We start from the raw sequence: 18,053 nt of genomic DNA on the forward strand, positions 1-18,053 counted from the left end.
TTATTTATTTTGGTATAAATCCAAATCGTAAAATAATATTTACATAATAGCAATAATATTTACATTTTCTGATATTGACATTTTAGAAACAGAGGAATATAATAAGACTAAAGTTAATACGATAAATCCTATGAGCAAAAGTAAGTAGTTTGATGCAAAAGGTCACAGAGAGTCAGCGGTAGGTGTGAGCTGATACATTTTCTTTAGATGAATGGATTTGTGAGGAGCGGTGTGAAAGTTTTTACAAGTATCACTCGCCGTGATTCCTGCGTTAAAGGACAGGATATTGATTTCTGCCAGTCAGAATGCGTATCTGTGAGCCGATAATTTATTATCGGGAAATTGGGTGGCACCACGGTTCTATCGTCCCATAACTAGATGTTATGTGTGATGACAGAACTTTTTTTATTGTCAATTTTACGACAAAAAAGCATTTAGGAGGAATATTTATGCTGTACCCTGCTATTGAACAAGTAAAGGAACTTTTTGAAAACTACAAGACTGTGCCTGTATTCTATGAGCTTCTCATGGATTCATGTACGCCAATACAGCTTTTTAACTGTCTGCACGAGGCGTATAATGATTGTTTCATTCTTGAATCTGTTGACAACAAGGACCAGTGGGGCAGATATTCATATGTGGGCATTGATCCTAAATGTGAGTATATTCTTGACAAGCACGTTGTTACTGTTAAGGAGAAAGGCAAGGCTGATGAAAGCGTAAAAGTCGATGATCCTATCGCTTTCTTTTCTGAGATAATCGAAGGCCACAAGTCACCGAGATTTAATAATTATCCAAAGCTCACAGGTGGTCTAATAGGATTTTTCGCTTATGATATGATAAGATACTTTGAGAAAACACTGTGCAACCCACCTGAGGACGATCTTAAGCTTCCTGACGCTGACCTGCACCTTTTTGAAAAGATCGTTGCTTACGATCACCTTTCAAACAAGGCTGTAATAATCCTCAACATCAATAAGAGCGATGATCTTGAAACTAAATACAAAGAATGTGAAAAGATATGCAACGAAGTAGTTGAAACTCTTAGAAATTACAAGCCTGTTATGAAAACTCCAAAGACAATGGAGGACAACATCACAGTAAAATCCAACATCACAAAGGAGCATTATCTCGCAAACGTTGAAAAGGCTAAGGAATACATCAAAGAGGGCGACATCTTCCAGATAGTTCCGTCACAGAGATTTGAGATAGACAATCCGCCTGACAGCTTTGACGTTTACAGAATGCTCCGCTCCACTAATCCGTCACCTTACCTTTACTACTTTAAGCACAATGATTATGCTGTTGCAGGTGCTTCACCTGAAATGCTTGTATCAGTAGAAAACAGAACAGTAGTAACAAGACCAATTGCAGGCACTATCAAGCGTGGAGCGACCTACGACGAAGATATCCGCAATGAACAACAGCTTCTCAACGATCCAAAGGAAAGAGCTGAACACACAATGCTCGTTGACCTTGGAAGAAACGACATAGGAAAGGTTTCTGAGTTCGGCTCCGTAACTGTTACAGACATGATGATAGTTGAAAGATATTCAAAGGTGATGCACCTTGTATCGAATGTAAAGGGTACACTGAGAGAAGATAAGAAACCTCTTGACGCACTTATGGCAGTTCTTCCTGCTGGCACTCTTTCAGGCGCACCGAAGGTAAGAGCAATGGAGATAATCGACGAGCTTGAAACAACAAAAAGAGGCCTTTATGGCGGAACAGTTGGTTATCTTGCATTTGACGGTTCGCTGGATACTTGTATCGCTATAAGAACAGTGCTTTTCAAAAATAACAAGGCTTATATCCAAGCAGGAGGCGGAGTTGTCGCAGACTCAGTTCCTGAGAACGAATATCAGGAGTCATGCAACAAGGCAATGGCTGTTATAAATGCAATAAAAGAAGCAAGCAAATTATAATTTAAAAGGAGTTAATAACATGAGCAATAATATTATTCTTACAGGCGATAGACCAACTGGATCACTTCATCTTGGCCATTATGTAGGTTCTCTCAGAAAAAGAGTTGAACTTCAAAACACAGGAAAATTTGATCAGTTCGTTATGATAGCCGATCTTCAGGCACTTACAGATAACGCTGACAATCCTGAGAAGATAAGACAAAACATTCTTGAGGTAATGCTTGACTATCTTGCGGTAGGACTTGAGCCTGACAAAACAACATTCTTCGTTCAGTCACATATCCCAGCACTTTATGAGCTTCCAATGTACTATTCAAACCTCGTTACAATGTCAAGACTTGAAAGAAACCCTACTATCAAGGCTGAGATAAAAATGAGAAATTTTGAAAGAAACCTTCCTGTTGGCTTTATGACATATCCTATCAGCCAGGCAGCAGACATCACAGCATTCAAGGCTAAGTATGTTCCTGTTGGAGAAGATCAGCTTCCAATGCTCGAACAGGCAAGAGAGATAGTAAACAGCTTCAACAGAATTTATAAGTGCGATATACTTGTTGAGCCTGAGGCTGTTCTCCCAGACAACGCAAGCTGCAACAGACTTGTTGGTACAGACGGCAACACAAAGATGAGCAAATCTCTTGGCAACTGCATTTATCTTAAAGATGATGAAAAGACGCTGAAAAACAAGATAATGTCAATGTACACTGACCCTACGCACATCAATGTAAGCGACCCTGGTCACACAGAGGGCAATCCGGTATTTATCTATCTTGACGCATTCAGCAAGGACGAAGATTTTGCTAAATACTTCCCTGACTATAAGAACCTCGCAGAGATGAAAGAACATTATGAGCGCGGCGCTTGGCGATATGAAATGTAAGAAGTTCCTTAACAACGTTATGCAGGAATTTCTCGCACCAATCAGAGCAAGACGTGAGGAATATGAGAAAGACAAAGAGCAGCTCATAGAGATACTTAAAAAAGGCACACAACGTGCAATAGAGGTTTCAAACGAAACTGTTTCAGAAATAAGGAATGCTATCGGCATAAACTACTTCAACGACAAAACTTTCATTGATAAGTTTGTACTGTAAAGGAAGATTACTATGATTTTACTTATTGACAACTATGACAGCTTTACCTACAATCTTTATCAGGCTGTAGGCGTACTCACAAAAGACATAACAGTAGCAAGAAATGATGAGATAACCATAGATGAGATCGAAAAAATGTCACCTGCGGCTATCATCATCTCCCCTGGTCCTGGTTATCCAAAGGACGCAGGAATTTCCGAAGAGGTCATAAAGACATTCAGTGGCAGGATCCCTATACTTGGCGTTTGTCTAGGACACCAGGCGATAGCCGAAGCATTCGGTGGAAAGATAGTTCACGCAAAGCAGCAGCTTCACGGCAAGCAGACAGATATAAATCTTAACACTGCAAACCCACTTTTCAGCGGTCTGAAAAGCACAATAAAAGCCGCAAGATATCACTCACTTGTTGTTGACAGCATTTCACTTCCTACCTGCCTGTCTGTTATTGCAACTGACGATAAAGCTCAGATAATGGCAATAAGACACAGAGAACACCCGACCTACGGCGTTCAGTTCCACCCTGAGTCAGTTCTCACTGGCGAAGTTGGAAACATGATAATCGAAAATTTCCTGAACGATATCGCAGGCATAAAGACCACAAAAACAAAGTCTGCAGCTCTTCCTGACAGCGAAAGAGTTGAGCTTAAAAAGTATCTCAAAATAGTATGCGATGGAAAGTCACTAACTGAGGACGAAGCTTATAAAGCAATGGATATCATCATGAGCGACAGAGCTTCTAATGCTCAGATCGCTTGCCTGCTCACAGCTCTGAGAATGAAAGGTGAGACTATTGACGAGATAACAGGCTTTGCAAAGGTAATGAGAGAAAAAATGTCAAAGGTCAATGTCAAGGGTACTCTTGATATAGTTGGCACAGGTGGAGATCTTTCAAACAGCTTCAACATTTCCACAACCTCTTCATTCGTAATTGCGGCAGCAGGACAGAAAGTCGCAAAGCACGGCAACAGAAGCGTTTCTTCAAAGAGCGGTGCGGCTGATGTTCTCGAGGCTCTTGGAGTTAAAATTCAGTCAACACATGAGCAGGCTGAAAAGTCCCTTGACGAGATCGGTCTTTCATTCCTGTTTGCACAGTCATATCACTCAGCAATGAGATTTGTAGGACCTACAAGAGCGCAGATAGGTGTAAGAACTGTTTTCAACATTCTCGGACCTCTCGCAAATCCTGCAAAAGCAGACTTCATGATACTCGGAACATATGACCCTGATCTGCTTGAACCAATGGCTAAGGTTCTTATGAACCTAGGTATAAAGAGAGCAATGCTCGTTTACGGCAACGACAGACTTGACGAAGTTTCTATATCAGCTCCTACAACTATCTGCGAGATAAACGGCGGAAAGCTTATCAAGTATGAGATAAAGCCTGAGGACTTCGGTCTGAAAAGAGGCAAGCTTGCTGACATCGTTGGCGAGGACGGAAAGGGCAACGCAGCTATCACTAGAGGTATACTTGAGGGCACTATAAAGGGTGCAAAGAGAGATATTGTTCTTCTCAACTCAGGCTGTGCACTTTATATCTGCGGCAAATGCGACAGCATCGAAGAGGGCGTAAAGACTGCAGCTGAAATGATAGACAGCGGAAAGGCTCTTAAAAAGCTTGAGGAACTTGTTGAACTTACTAACAGAGGATAAATAATGATACTAGACAATATCTGCGACAAAAGAAAAGAACAGCTTGAAAGAGATATATCAATAATTTCAAGACAAGATATCAAATACATGGCAGCCGAAAAGGAGTATCAGACAGTTTCCTTTTCAAAATCTATCAAGCGTGATACCCTTTCAGTCATAAGCGAGGTCAAGAAAGCTTCTCCGTCAAAGGGACTTATCTGCCCTAACTTTGACCCTGTGAAAACCGCCTGCGAGTATGAGAAAAGCGGTGCGAATGCTATCTCCTGCCTGACGGAAGAGCACTATTTTCAAGGCTCCGGGGAATATCTCAAAGCAATTAGAGCGGCTGTGAATCTGCCTATACTCCGCAAGGACTTCGTTATCGACGAATATCAGCTTTACGAGGCAAGAGCCTTAGGTGCTGATGCAGTGCTGCTTATTTCGGCAATACTCAGCGAGGGTCAGATGAAAGAATATTCTGATATTGCTCACGAGCTTGGGCTTGAATGTCTTGTAGAGGTGCACAACGAGGAAGAGTATAAAAAGACGCTTGGTTTTAAGCCTGATATGCTTGGCATAAACAACAGAAATCTTTACACTTTTGACGTTGACCTTGAAACCACGGGCAGGCTCAGCAATATAGTAGGCGACCATGCAGTGCTTGTTTCAGAGAGCGGTATAAAAATAAATGCCGATATGAAAAAGGTACGCAGCCTTGGTGCAGACGCTGTGCTTATAGGTGAAACGCTTATGAGAAGCGGCAATATCGGTACAACTCTCCATGAACTGAGAGAGGGCGTATAAATGACAAAAATCAAGATATGTGGTATGCGCCGTGTGGACGATATTCTTTATGTGAACACATACCACCCTGATTATGCAGGCTTTATACTGTCGGAGGGTTTTAAACGCACGGTAGACATTGACACATTCTACGATCTTGAACTTCTTCTTAATAAGGAAATCAAACGAGTGGGCGTTTTTGTAAACGAGCCTATAGAGAATATTCTGGAAAGCTTTGCACAGAAGCTTGATGTTATCCAGCTTCACGGTGAAGAAAACGCAGAGTATATCAGCAAACTCCGTAAAAACTGCGACTGTGAGATATGGAAAGCCGTTCGTGTGAAATGTGCTGATGATATTGCAAAAGCAGACGCACTTCCCGTCCACAAACTGCTTATAGACAGCTTTTCAGCAGGCAGCTACGGCGGAACAGGCAAGCGTGTTGACCTTGATATATTTTCACAGGTAAACATGTCAAAGCCGTTTTTCCTTGCAGGTGGACTGAACGAGGATAACATCTGCTCTGCTATGGAAAAGGTACAACCTTATGGCGTTGACTTTTCAAGTTCAGTGGAAACCGATGGCTTCAAGGACGAAAACAAGATAAAAAGGATAGTTGAAACTATCAGAAATAATACTGAAAGAAGGATATAAATGAGTAAAATTGGACGATTTGGCGAATTTGGCGGACAATATATTCCTGAAACTGTCATGACTGCTGTTCACGAGCTTGAAAAAGCTTACGATAAATACAAGGACGATCCTGAGTTCAACAAAGAGCTTCAGGAGCTTTACCACAATTATGCAGGCAGACCGTCAATGCTTTATTATGCAGAAAAGATGACCAAAGATCTTGGCGGATCTAAAATATACATCAAACGTGAGGATCTTAACCACACAGGCTCACACAAGATAAACAACGTTTTGGGTCAGATACTTCTGGCAAAGAAAATGGGCAAGAAGCGCATCATCGCCGAAACCGGTGCAGGTCAGCACGGTGTTGCCACTGCTACAGTTTGCGCTCTTATGGGTCTTGAATGTGAGGTCTACATGGGCGAGACCGATATGAAAAGGCAGTCTCTTAACGTATACAGAATGAATCTTCTTGGCGCAAAGGTAACAGGCGTTGCAAGCGGTACTGCTACACTGAAAGACGCTATCAATGAAGCTTTCAGAGATTGGGTATCAAATATCGACACAACTTTCTACTGCATAGGCTCTGTAATGGGACCTCACCCTTACCCTACAATGGTTAGAGATTTTCAGAAAGTTATCAGTGCCGAAATAAAATCTCAACTTATGGAAAAAGAGGGCAGGCTTCCTGATTGCGTTGTTGCCTGTGTAGGCGGCGGCTCAAATGCTATGGGTGCATTCTACAACTTTATCGAAGACAAGTCAGTCAAGCTTGTTGGTGCAGAAGCAGCAGGCAGAGGCATTGACACACCTGACCATGCGGCTACAGTTGCAAAAGGTTCACTTGGTATATTCCACGGCATGAAATCGCTTTTCTTGCAGAACGAATACGGTCAGATCGACCCTGTTTACTCAATTTCCGCAGGTCTTGACTACCCAGGTATCGGACCTGAGCACGCATATCTTAACTCTATAGGCAGAGCGCAGTATGTTGACATAACCGATGAAGAAGCAGTTTGTGCTTTTGAGTACCTTTCAAGAACAGAGGGTATAATCCCTGCTATCGAGTCATCACACGCAGTTGCCGCTGCGCTTAAGATTGCTCCTACAATGGATAAGGACTCAATACTTGTCATCAACCTTTCAGGCAGAGGCGACAAGGACGTTTACTCAATAGCAAGATACAGGGAGGTAGACCTTAATGAAGAATAGGATAGACGCTTGCTTTGAAAAGCTTAAAGCAGAAAACAAAAAGGCACTTGTGACATTTATCACCGCAGGCGACCCTGATATGGATACAACAGAAAAGTGCGTTCTTGAAATGTACAAGAACGGCTCTGACATTATCGAGATAGGCGTGCCATTCTCAGACCCTATCGCAGAGGGTGCGACTATTCAGAAAGCTTCCCTGCGTTCACTCAGTGGCGGAACGAATCTTGACAAGATATTTGACCTTGTAAGAAAACTCCGCACACAGACTGACAAGCCTATGCTTCTGATGATGTATATAAACACTATATTCAAGTACGGAACAGCGAAATTCTTTGAGCTTTGCAAAGAAACTCAGATAGACGGCGTTATCGTTCCAGATATGCCTTTTGAGGAGCGTGAAGAGCTTCAGAGCGAAGCTGAGAAAAATGGTATCTACACTATCTTCCTCGTTGCACCGACTTCACACGAGCGTGTAAAAATGATAGCAGAAAAGTCAAAAGGCTTTTTGTATGTTGTATCCTCCCTTGGCGTTACTGGTATGCGTTCAGAGATAACCACTGATTTCAACGAGCTGCTTGCACCTATCCGAAACAACGATCACTGTCCTTGCTGTATTGGTTTCGGAATTTCAAATCCTGAGCAGGCAAAGAAAATGTCCCAGTACGCTGACGGCGTTATCATGGGAAGTGCTGTTGTCAAGATAGTTGAGGAACACGGCAAAGACGCTCCTGAATATGTTGGCAAGTTTATCAAATCCGTTCGTGAGGGAATGGACAGCTAAATATAACAAAGCAAGGCTCTGAGCAAAAACTCAGAGCCATATTTTTATGCAAAAACAAGACCCCGATAAAATCGAAGTCTTGTAAAGTATTCTTATGAATTTTTCTTATTGAATGCAACAACAGCATCATTGATAGTCTTAAGCTCAGCGTCAACAGTTGCAGAGTATGATTCTCTCAGCTCTGTCCATGAGAACTGTTTGCCGTTTTCGTCAGCCTTATTTGTGTATTCATAAAGCTTTCTTGTTACGCAGTTGCCGTCTTCGTTTGCATTGTCGTCAGACATTGTGGAAGAAATTCCGTAGCCGTAGTCAAACACCTGATTGTACTCAGAAGATGAGCAGTCAACGATCACCTGATACATATCCTCTGTCCAGTTAGGGTTAGCGTTGAGGAATTTCTCCTTGCCGTTTTCCTTATATGTTTCATCTGTGTTAGCCATTCTGCAACACTCATACCAGCACTTTACAGCTTCTTTAGCTGTTGAACCTCTTACCCACATATATGCTGTCATATCAGATGTCATGTACTTTTCATCAGTGTTAGGATCAGACGGAACAGGGACCACCCTCCAAGTGTCAGCGTCAGAAGGTCCGTTATTGCCTGTCATAGCCCATGTACCCATGCAGTAGAACAGCAGATTGCCGTCTTTAAGCGCCTGCTTAGCATTGCCAAGCCAGTTGCCGTTTACAAGGTTGTTCTTACCTACCTGATAAAGCAGATCTTCTGCTCTTTCGATATCAGGGTCATTTATATTGTTTGTGAACTTCTCTCCGTCATAGTTTACCATTGTTTTACCGGTCTGCTGAATGACCTGTGTCTGGAACCAACCATTGATACCAAATCTCTCAACATCAGCAGGAGCATTTGAAACAAACTCCGACATCATGTCATACCAGTTATCCCAATTCCACTCACCATTCTGATATAGCTCATATGGATCATCAAGACCCTCAGCGTCGATAACGTCCTGATCGTACATCATAAGTGTGCCGACTGTGAAGCTTATAGGAGCAACATAATGCTTGCCGCCCATAACGAACTTGTCAGCAGTTGTTTTCACATCAGCCCACAGCGGATCGTCAAAGTTCACAATATCGTCAACAGGCTGATACATATCCTTAAGCACCTGTGCAGGGAAAGCCATCCACTCATACTTGAAAATATCAGGAACATTCTGCTGAGCCATGATAGCACTGGCGAGCTGGTCAAATTTTTCGCTGTCAGTTACTCTTGTGTACTCTACTTTGCCACCCTTGTTGTTGAAAAGGGTCATCTCAACGGACTTATCCTCGCCCTTTTTCTCGTTAGGATTAAGGTCATATGTACCCATCCAACGGATAGTTTTCTGAGCATCGTCAGGGATAGTCTCTATTTCCTGTGTGTCCTCGACCTTAACTTTCTTTACTGTTGATACCTTTGAACTGCTGTCGCCTGTGGAGCCGCAACCTGCAACTGCAAAAACAGATGTAAGCGCTACTGCCAATGCAAGAATCTTCTTGATCTTCATAAAATAATTGACCTCCAAATCAAATGATTTTCTGTCTTAACAACCAATGTTACACTACAATTATAAAGCTTAATATCCTTTAAGTCAATTCTCATTTTATACAAAGACATTCGAGCCATTTGTATAATTTGAACATTTCAAAAGTAATAAATATTAAAATATTAAACCTTGAGAGGTACTTGAAAAAAAGAGAGAAATGTAGTATAATATGTTTTGCATAATAATCATCACAAAAACGGAGATAAATAAATGAAGAAAATAGAAATTTTCACTGACGGTGCTTGCTCTGGAAATCCTGGACCGGGTGGATATGGTGTTATACTAAGATATAAAGGCAATTCAAAAGAACTTTGGGGCGGTGATCCCTCTACAACCAATAACCGCATGGAGCTAACCGCTGTTATCACTGCTCTTTCAGCACTGAAAGAGCCATGTGAGGTAGAGCTTTACAGCGACTCGAAGTATATAATCGACGCTGTTACAAAAGGCTGGGCAAAAAAATGGCGTGCAAACAACTGGGTGAAATCGGACAAGAAAAAGGCTCTAAACAGTGATCTGTGGGAAAAGCTTCTTGATCTGCTGGAGGTGCATAAGGTCAATTTCAACTGGGTAAAAGGCCATGCAGGACATCCGGAAAACGAACGTTGTGACGAACTTGCAGTAATGGGCTCTAAACAGTATAAATAGAATTAAATAAATATTAATTTTTTATTAAGTTAGGGAAAACTATTGCATTTTGTAGTAATTCAGTATATAATAAAATAGAAATCTATATATGAAAGGTATGATTTAATTGGAAAAGAGATTTGTCTATGCAGATAACTCAGCTACGACTAGAGTATCTCAGAAAGCTCTTGACGCCGCTCTGCCTTATTTCACTGAGCTATACGGAAATCCGTCAAGTATATATTCTTTGGGAATGGAATGCGCAAAAGCCGTTCTTAAAGCAAGAGAACAGGTCGCAAACGCTCTTGGTGCGAAGGTCAACGAGATCTATTTCACTGCTGGTGGCTCTGAGTCTGACAACTGGGCTATAAGAGGCTGTGCACAGCTTGGAGAAAAAAAGGGCAAGAAGCATATCATCACAACTGCTTTTGAACATCATGCAGTTCTGCACACTTGTCAGTATCTTGAAAAGCTTGGCTTTGAGGTAACATATCTTCCTGTAGGTGACAAGGGTCTTGTTACTGCACAACAGGTCGAGGATGCTATCCGTGATGATACCTGCCTCGTTACAATAATGACAGCTAACAACGAGATCGGTACTATACAGCCTATCGCTGAGATCGGCGAAGTTTGCCACAAGCATGGCGTATGGTTCCATACTGACGCTGTTCAGGCTGTAGGAAATATTGACATCAATGTTAAAGATATGAACATTGATATGCTCTCACTTTCAGGACATAAGCTCCACGCTCCAAAGGGTGTTGGCGCGCTTTATGTAAAAACAGGCATTAACCTTCCTAACCTTATCTACGGTGGAGCACAGGAGAGAAATAAGCGTGCAGGTACCGAGAACGTACCTTCTATCGTGGCTCTCGGCGTTGCTATCACTGATGCTGTAAAGGATATCCCTGCAAAGAACGAGCGTGTGAGAAAAATGAGAGATAGACTTATCGAGGGTCTGCTCAAGATACCTGAGTCAAGGCTTAATGGTGACACAGAACACAGACTTGCAGGAAATGTAAACATATCTGTTCGCGGAGTAGAAGGCGAGAGCCTGCTGCTTTCACTTGACCTTAAGGGAGTTGCTGCTTCATCAGGCTCAGCCTGCACAAGCGGATCACTTGACCCGTCACACGTTCTGCTTTCACTTGGTCTGCCACACGAAGTAGCACATGGCTCACTCAGACTTTCTATCAATGACGAGAACACAGAGGAAGATGTTGATTATATTCTTGAGGTTCTTCCACCTATCGTAAAGCACCTGAGAAGTATGTCACCACTTTGGGAAAGAATTTGCAGAACTGAGAATATTCACGACTATACACTTGATTAGGAGGAATAAAAAATGATATACAGCGAAAAGGTAATGGATCATTTCGCACATCCGAGAAATGTCGGCGAGATTGAAGATGCTGACGGTGTCGGCGAGGTAGGAAACGCTAAGTGCGGAGATATTATGAAAATGTACATCAAGGTCAATGACGGCGTTATAACTGACGTTAAGTTCAAGACTTTTGGTTGTGGTGCGGCTGTTGCTACATCTTCTATCGCTACAGAAATGATAAAGGGTAAAAAGCTTGAAGACGCTTTGAAACTTACAAACAAGGCAGTTGTTGAAGCTCTTGACGGTCTTCCACCAGCAAAGCTTCACTGCTCTGTTCTTGCGGAGGAAGCAATGAAAGCCGCTGTTTCTGACTACTATAAAAGACAGGGTATCGATCCAACTCCGTTCGTAGGCAAGCAGTCTGCTCCTGATTGTGAGAACTGCAATGCTGATAGAGTTCTTGTGGCAATGAGCGGCGGCGTTGACAGCTCTGTTTCGGTCAAGCTCCTTCTTGATGAGGGTTATGACGTGGCAGGGGCTACCATGCGGCTCTACAGCAATGAGGACATCGGTCTGGATAAAACAAGAACGTGCTGTTCTCTCAATGATGTAGAGGACGCACGTTTTGTTGCTTTTAAACTAGGCATTGATTTCCATGTATTCAATTTTTCTGATGATTTTAAGCACTATGTTATCGACAATTTTGTTGATACATATCTGGCAGGCGGCACGCCTAATCCGTGTATCGAGTGCAACAAACATCTGAAATTCGCAAAATTCTATGAGCGTGCAAAGCTGCTGGGCTTTGACCATATAGCTACAGGGCATTACGCTGCCAGAGAATATGACGGAAATTCAGGCAGGTGGCTTCTGAAACGCTCACCTGACAGGTCAAAGGATCAAAGTTATGTGCTTTACAGCATGACGCAGGAACAGCTTGCTCATACTCTCTTCCCCGTTGGCGAGATGCACAAGGACAAGATCCGTGATATCGCAGAAGAAAACAAGCTTATAAATGCAGACAAGCCTGACTCTCAGGACATCTGTTTTATCCCTGACGGTGATTACGCAGGCTTTATCACAAAACGCTGCGGTGAACAGCAGTCGGGAGATATCGTTCTTTCTGACGGCACAAAGCTTGGTAAACACAAAGGTCTGATACACTATACTATTGGACAGCGAAAGGGCGTAGGCATTTCATATAGCGAACCGCTTTTCGTTGTTACAAAAGATATGGAGCATAACAGGCTTATTATGGGCAAGGCTGATGAAGTATACAGTGACAGCCTTGTGGCAGGAGATGTGAACTTTATTCCGTTTGACACCCTCACAGAGCCTATAACCTGCACTGCTCAGACACGTTATCATCAAAAGGACGCTGAATGTACAGTTTCACCAATGAATGATGGCAAGGTACTCGTGACTTTTAAAGAACCTCATAAAGCTATCTCAAAGGGACAGGCAGTGGTTTTCTATGACGGTGAATACGTTATCGGAGGCGGAACTATATTATAAAAAAAGCCCCACGGAATCCATTTCCGTGGGGCATCATGTTTTTAATTACCTGCTTTTTTATGAAGAGAACGAAATTCTGCAGGGGAAAGCATTTCATGCTTTTTGAACACCGCACAAAAATAACTGCAATCGTTATAACCTACCTCCGCAGCGATTTCATTGATGTTAAGCTTATCCTCCAATAAAAGCAGCTTTGCCTGCTGTATGCGCTTTCTTGCTAGATACTCAAAAGGTCTTAGACTAAGACACTCCTTGAAAAGTCTGCAAAGATACTGCGGTGAAAGGTCAATAAGATCAGCAAGCTCCACAAGTGTAAGTTCTTTTCTGAAATTCTTATCAATATAATCAATTACAGGCTGCAGCTGATTGAGTTTTTGTCCGTCCTGACTACCATTTTGTAGGTTTACGACTCTGTGCAGCTCAATAAGAAACTGATATAGATATGCCGAACACTGGTGACCACAGTAGTAGTAATTAGTCTTCATAAGGTAAAGTATCTTCTTAAATATGGCATCAACAGCATTGATATCATTTATGTGAAACACTTTAGCCTTCTCAAGCTTGATATGCTTGAGCATTTCAATTGCTTCCCTGCCCTCAAAGGTTATCCAGTGGGTTTCCCATATATCACCAACAGGATAATACTCATGCGGCACAGAAGGCGGCAGATAAAATGCGTCCCCCGGCTTTATATCATACTCATGACCATCAAATATAATGTGACCCTGACCACGAGTGCAGTATATTATCTGATGATTAGGATAGCCATCTTCTCTTACAAAATGAAATTCTCTATCTCTCGCACCGATTCCAAGCACATACAAAGGCAGGCTCGTTTCATCGCTGAGGACAGGGTAATAATAGTCAGTCATAATAAATCTCGCTTTCCAAACTGATTTCATATTCTTTTATTATATATTATCACAACACACTAAAAAAGTCAAGAAATTTCAAAAAAAATATGTTGTACAATTGTCCTGAATGTGGTACAATATATTATATAATAAGGTTAATATACTCATATAGGAGATGATAAGATGTTAAAACAATTAACGGCTTTTTTCACGGCAACTGTTATGGCATGTGCCACACCCCTTGCCTGTAACGCTGAAGTTATAAAGCATGAAGTAAATGTTCCGCCTAATATACTTGTGCTTGGAGATTCAATCGCCGCTGGCTATGGTCTGGAAGGCTACAGTGAAAACAGATATTCTTGTGCGTCTTATGCAAATCTTCTTCACGACCAGTATGACGCTGAGCTTAAAGACGCTGGCGGCTGTAAGCTTGTGAACTCTGCTGTTGTGGGCGACACTTCACAACAGCTTCTTGACCGCATTAATTCAGGCGAATTTGACGCTGACCTTGCAGACAGCGACGCTGTTATTATATCAATAGGTGGCAATGACATTCTTGGTCTTTTCATAGATTTTTTGATGAACGATCTGGGCATTACTTCTAAAAGCACAATGTCTGATTTGATGGATAAAACCAAGGATATTATTGGCATTGCAATGGATATGAAGGATATGTCTGATGATATGGATAAGGCGCTGAAAAATTTTACGAGCACTCTAGATGATATAATTAACGCTGTTGAAGCTAAAAGTAATGGTGAAATAATCGTTCAGACACTATATGACCCGCTTGATAACTTCACTGCGGCTGCTGTTTTCCAGAGTATATCGAAGGATAAAATTTCAAAACTTAACAACATTATCAAAGAACACTCCACTGAAGAAAATGAAAATGAGAGATACATAGTGGCAGATGTTTTTAGTGAATTCAGCGGTCATGGAAAGGAACTGACCAACATAAATGACTTTGATATACACCCTAATAAAAAAGGTCATGCACTTATTGCTTCTTGTATAGACAAGGTGTTAAGGACAAAAACTTATACCTATGAGGAGGTCGTTCCTGACAGCAGCAAGAACGATGAAAAAGGCAAAAATGCCATACTTATGACAGCAACTGCGGCAGGGGGACTAATTGTGATTATTGCTGCCACGACACTTATACGACACAAAAAGAAAGGATAGATCAACATGAAAATTTATTTGGTAGACTTTGAAAATGTCAAATCCAAAGGACTTCAAGGCATAGACAATTTAACTGAAACTGATACCGTCATAATTTTTTACAGTGAAAATTCCGATACCATTAACTTCGAAATGCACCAGAAAGTTCTTACATCAAAGGCTGATATTGAATACTTCAAGGTAAACGTTGGTGGCAAAAATGCCCTGGATTTTCAGCTTTCAACACTTCTGGGTTATCTGGTAGCCAAGGATACTTATACGAATATTTTTGTTATCAGCAATGACAGAGGTTTTGACTTTCTTCATGATTTCTGGCACGGTAAGTATGTTGACAGCCCAAATGCAATGGTCTACAGAACCAGGACAATACAAACCGCTATTAATTTTGCTAATCATAAGGTTAATCCGACCGAAAACAATGAAGATGAAGAATCGACTAAACATATAGTCGAAAAAGAAGAGGAAATACAAGAAACAGCAGAAATTAAGACAGAGTCAGAGATAACTCTTGACGAAGCTGATGAGCCAAACCCTGAGCCTGCGGCTATAGATTATTCTGTTACACTAAACGAAAATATGAATGGTAATACAGAAGAGGTCGAAGAAGAACCAGAAGCCTGTGCACCTGATATTGTCAAAGTAGAAAGTGATCCTGTTGTTGAAACTATCGTCAAAGTGAAAAAGGGTAGAAAAAAGTGTACCACACAAAAAAACAACGATCTCCAAAGCATACTTGCAAACATTTGCAGCGAAGAGCAAATAGAAGAGATCAGCAAGCTTATAGCTGAGTCTAACACAAAAGAGGAGCTTCACAACTCTCTTGCAAAGGTATATAAAAAGCAGGCCACAGATTTTTACAAGCTTCTCAGGCCAAGATATCTGCGACTTAAAGGACTACAGGAATCCGAAAATACATCCACCGCTGATGAAGATAAAACGATGACGGCTCAGAAAACTGAAAAGGTTGTTTACCATGATGTACTATCCGTAAAACTTGATGAGCTACTCGACGGCAAATGCAACAAAGACGAACTGGCGCTTATAAGAGAAGCAGTCATTGACGCCACAACAAAACAGCAGCTTTATATCAGAATGGTAAAAGAGTTCAAAAAGGAAAAAGGCTGCGATATATATAACAAAATAAAGCCAGAGTATGTGTCTTTGCATAAGCTTGCATCTGAGAACATAAAATAAAGGAGTGTAAAAAATGAAACTTATGATAGCGTCAGACATTCATGGTTCGGCTTACTGGTGCAAAAAAATGCTTGAAGCCTTTGAGCAAAACGGTGCGGAAAAACTAATTCTTTTGGGTGATATCCTCTATCACGGACCAAGAAACGACCTTCCAAAGGAATATGCACCAAAGCAGGTGATAGCCATGCTCAATCCGCTAAAAGACAAGCTTCTGTGCGTGCGTGGTAATTGTGACACAGAAGTCGATCAAATGGTGCTTGACTTCCCTGTTATGGCGGAATATGCTTATATATGCTGTGACGGACTGAGGATATTCGCCACACATGGTCACAAATTCAACTGCGACAATCTGCCACCGCTGTCTAAGGGCGATATTCTGCTCCACGGTCACACCCATGTACCTGTTATCAAAGACTGCATCGATTACACCTATATAAACCCCGGTTCTGTTTCCATACCGAAAGAAAATTCAGCACACAGCTATCTCATACTGGAAGACGGCAAGTTCACATTCGGTGATCTCACATAAAAAAAGGCAGCTCAAGGCTGCTTTTTTTGTGCTTATTTTATTGTAGTTTCAGTCCGTTGACCTCTATCTCAGGGTCATCAAGATTGATTATAAGGCATTTTCTGCCATCGACTATCTGAGTTTTTACCTTGTCAACTGCGTCCTTGCCAATATTTACGGTTATGCTTGGAGCAGAAACTATGGTCCTTTTCTCCACAAGGTTTACCGCTGTGAGTGGCTTTCCGCCAGCCGCAGCGTCAAAAACTTTAGGAAGATTATCAAGCTTATCCTGACTAACTCCAGCTTCCCACAGAATGGACGAAAGTTTATGTTCGTCAATTGTCGGTATCTCAGTTTCATGAGCATTTTGGTCAACAAATGTGGAAATCTTGTCATTCACAGTAGTGATAAGATCATAGTCAAGCTCATCACCCACAACGCTTGTGAGAATATCCTTGAAAGTTTCCTTTTCGTTCTGACAGGTCATTGAGAACTCGCAGCCCAAAAGCTCCTCAACAACGGAAGTGTTCGGCTTTTTTGCATTTTTCGTGTAGTAAAGCACTCCGTTGATATCAGGTGCACGATCATTGAAAATAGGAAACAAAAAGCCATCGCTTGGAAGCTCAACAATTCTGTCGCATGACTCTTTCTTAGCAATAGAGTTGTCCTGCTCGTCATACACAAGCCCGTCAATACGCAGGTTTACAGGGCAAAGTGCCGTGATGATGAAATTGTAATCTGTGTCAGCTTCGTCCTCAAACTCGTCCATTTTGTTCTTCCTCAGCACGGAATATGTACAGTGTGCCGCAAAAATGGTATATGTAGACACATACTCCACCTTTTCAACTATGGCGTTGAGAAAATTATCAACCTTTTCTTCGTCAAGAAGCTTGCTTTGCAATGTTTCATACATGAAAGGCTGTGCGCCACCCTCAAGATATGCGTCCTTTGGAAACGAATATTCCAGCAGATTTTTACCGATAGAACGCTGAGTACCTTTTTCAGGTTTATCATTATCAGCTCCGCCTCGTCCTGCGGAATAGTGTTGTAAAGCTGATTGGTCTTGCACTTTATGTTCTTTTCAGCGTCCACAAATGCGGTAACAACGTGGTTCACGGTGAAAAAGCCACAGTCATCGCTGAAATTCTTCTTAATTTCATTTATTTCCTTTTTGTTCATCTTGGCGTCCTCCCGAAAAAATGTATATTAATTATAGCACAAATGTACAGATTTTTCAAGAGC

14 protein-coding genes, 2 pseudogenes and 1 other annotated feature are annotated in these 18,053 nt (G+C 41.7%); of the genes and pseudogenes, 13 read left to right on the plus strand and 3 right to left on the minus strand.

Going from position 1 to position 18,053, the window contains the following annotated elements; genetic code table 11:
• Positions 1–121: 121 nt before the first annotated feature.
• Positions 122–374 (plus strand) — a binding site (T-box leader).
• Positions 375–449: 75 nt separating this feature from the next.
• From trpE to trpA, 7 genes and pseudogenes are all read left to right on the plus strand, one after another.
• Positions 450–1,925, plus strand: a complete 1,476-nt coding sequence (trpE, locus tag DW793_RS00005) for an anthranilate synthase component I (protein ID WP_118156708.1) — start codon at positions 450–452, stop codon at positions 1,923–1,925.
• Between the two features lie 19 nt (positions 1,926–1,944).
• Positions 1,945–3,019 (plus strand): annotated as a pseudogene (gene trpS / locus DW793_RS00010) (tryptophan--tRNA ligase).
• 12 nt (positions 3,020–3,031) lie between these two features.
• Positions 3,032–4,669, plus strand: coding sequence for a bifunctional anthranilate synthase component II/anthranilate phosphoribosyltransferase (locus DW793_RS00015; RefSeq protein ID WP_118156709.1), 1,638 nt, complete (start codon positions 3,032–3,034; stop codon positions 4,667–4,669).
• A gap of 3 nt (positions 4,670–4,672) precedes the next feature.
• Positions 4,673–5,452 (plus strand): indole-3-glycerol phosphate synthase TrpC, encoded by a 780-nt coding sequence (trpC, locus tag DW793_RS00020; RefSeq protein WP_118156710.1) that lies wholly within the window; start codon positions 4,673–4,675, stop codon positions 5,450–5,452.
• Positions 5,453–6,085, plus strand: coding sequence for a phosphoribosylanthranilate isomerase (locus tag DW793_RS00025; protein WP_118156711.1), 633 nt, complete (start codon positions 5,453–5,455; stop codon positions 6,083–6,085).
• On the plus strand, positions 6,086–7,276 hold the full coding sequence (gene trpB, locus DW793_RS00030; protein ID WP_118156712.1) for a tryptophan synthase subunit beta: 1,191 nt from the start codon (positions 6,086–6,088) through the stop codon (positions 7,274–7,276). It begins immediately after the preceding gene.
• Complete coding sequence (gene trpA / locus DW793_RS00035; RefSeq protein WP_118156713.1) at positions 7,266–8,057, plus strand: tryptophan synthase subunit alpha; 792 nt, start codon at positions 7,266–7,268, stop codon at positions 8,055–8,057. Before trpB ends, trpA begins: the two co-directional genes overlap by 11 nt.
• 92 nt (positions 8,058–8,149) lie before the next feature.
• Here the strand turns inward: trpA and DW793_RS00040 are convergent, their stop codons facing one another.
• On the minus strand, positions 8,150–9,565 hold the full coding sequence (locus DW793_RS00040) for an ABC transporter substrate-binding protein (protein ID WP_117927367.1): 1,416 nt from the start codon (positions 9,563–9,565) through the stop codon (positions 8,150–8,152).
• Positions 9,566–9,814: 249 nt separating this feature from the next.
• Between DW793_RS00040 and rnhA the strand changes: the two genes are divergently transcribed.
• The 3 genes from rnhA (at position 9,815) to mnmA (ending at position 13,070) form a co-directional block, all read left to right on the plus strand.
• Positions 9,815–10,252: a ribonuclease HI gene (gene rnhA, locus DW793_RS00045; RefSeq protein WP_022288420.1), complete on the plus strand. Its 438-nt coding sequence runs from the start codon at positions 9,815–9,817 to the stop codon at positions 10,250–10,252.
• Between the two features lie 106 nt (positions 10,253–10,358).
• Positions 10,359–11,564, plus strand: coding sequence for a cysteine desulfurase NifS (gene nifS / locus DW793_RS00050; protein ID WP_118156714.1), 1,206 nt, complete (start codon positions 10,359–10,361; stop codon positions 11,562–11,564).
• Between the two features lie 12 nt (positions 11,565–11,576).
• A complete protein-coding gene (gene mnmA / locus DW793_RS00055) occupies positions 11,577–13,070 on the plus strand; it encodes a tRNA 2-thiouridine(34) synthase MnmA (RefSeq protein WP_118156715.1) in 1,494 nt (497 codons plus the stop codon).
• Between the two features lie 41 nt (positions 13,071–13,111).
• Here mnmA and DW793_RS00060 read toward each other — a convergent pair whose 3' ends face one another.
• On the minus strand, positions 13,112–13,942 hold the full coding sequence (locus DW793_RS00060) for a helix-turn-helix domain-containing protein (protein WP_022288416.1): 831 nt from the start codon (positions 13,940–13,942) through the stop codon (positions 13,112–13,114).
• A 165-nt stretch (positions 13,943–14,107) separates the two neighbouring features.
• Between DW793_RS00060 and DW793_RS00065 the strand changes: the two genes are divergently transcribed.
• The 3 genes from DW793_RS00065 to yfcE are packed head-to-tail and all read left to right on the plus strand — an operon-like array spanning position 14,108 to position 16,832.
• Positions 14,108–15,109, plus strand: a complete 1,002-nt coding sequence (locus DW793_RS00065; protein WP_118156716.1) for an SGNH/GDSL hydrolase family protein — start codon at positions 14,108–14,110, stop codon at positions 15,107–15,109.
• A gap of 6 nt (positions 15,110–15,115) precedes the next feature.
• A complete protein-coding gene (locus DW793_RS00070) occupies positions 15,116–16,303 on the plus strand; it encodes a PIN domain-containing protein (protein ID WP_118156717.1) in 1,188 nt (395 codons plus the stop codon).
• Positions 16,304–16,316: 13 nt separating this feature from the next.
• Positions 16,317–16,832, plus strand: a complete 516-nt coding sequence (yfcE, locus tag DW793_RS00075; RefSeq protein ID WP_118156718.1) for a phosphodiesterase — start codon at positions 16,317–16,319, stop codon at positions 16,830–16,832.
• Positions 16,833–16,869: 37 nt separating this feature from the next.
• Here the strand turns inward: yfcE and DW793_RS00080 are convergent.
• A pseudogene (locus DW793_RS00080) lies at positions 16,870–17,990 on the minus strand (DUF4317 domain-containing protein).
• Positions 17,991–18,053: the final 63 nt, after the last annotated feature.

Origin of the sequence: Ruminococcus sp. AM31-15AC (genome assembly GCF_003462045.1) — a bacterium.
Lineage (GTDB): Bacteria > Bacillota > Clostridia > Oscillospirales > Ruminococcaceae > Hominimerdicola > Hominimerdicola aceti.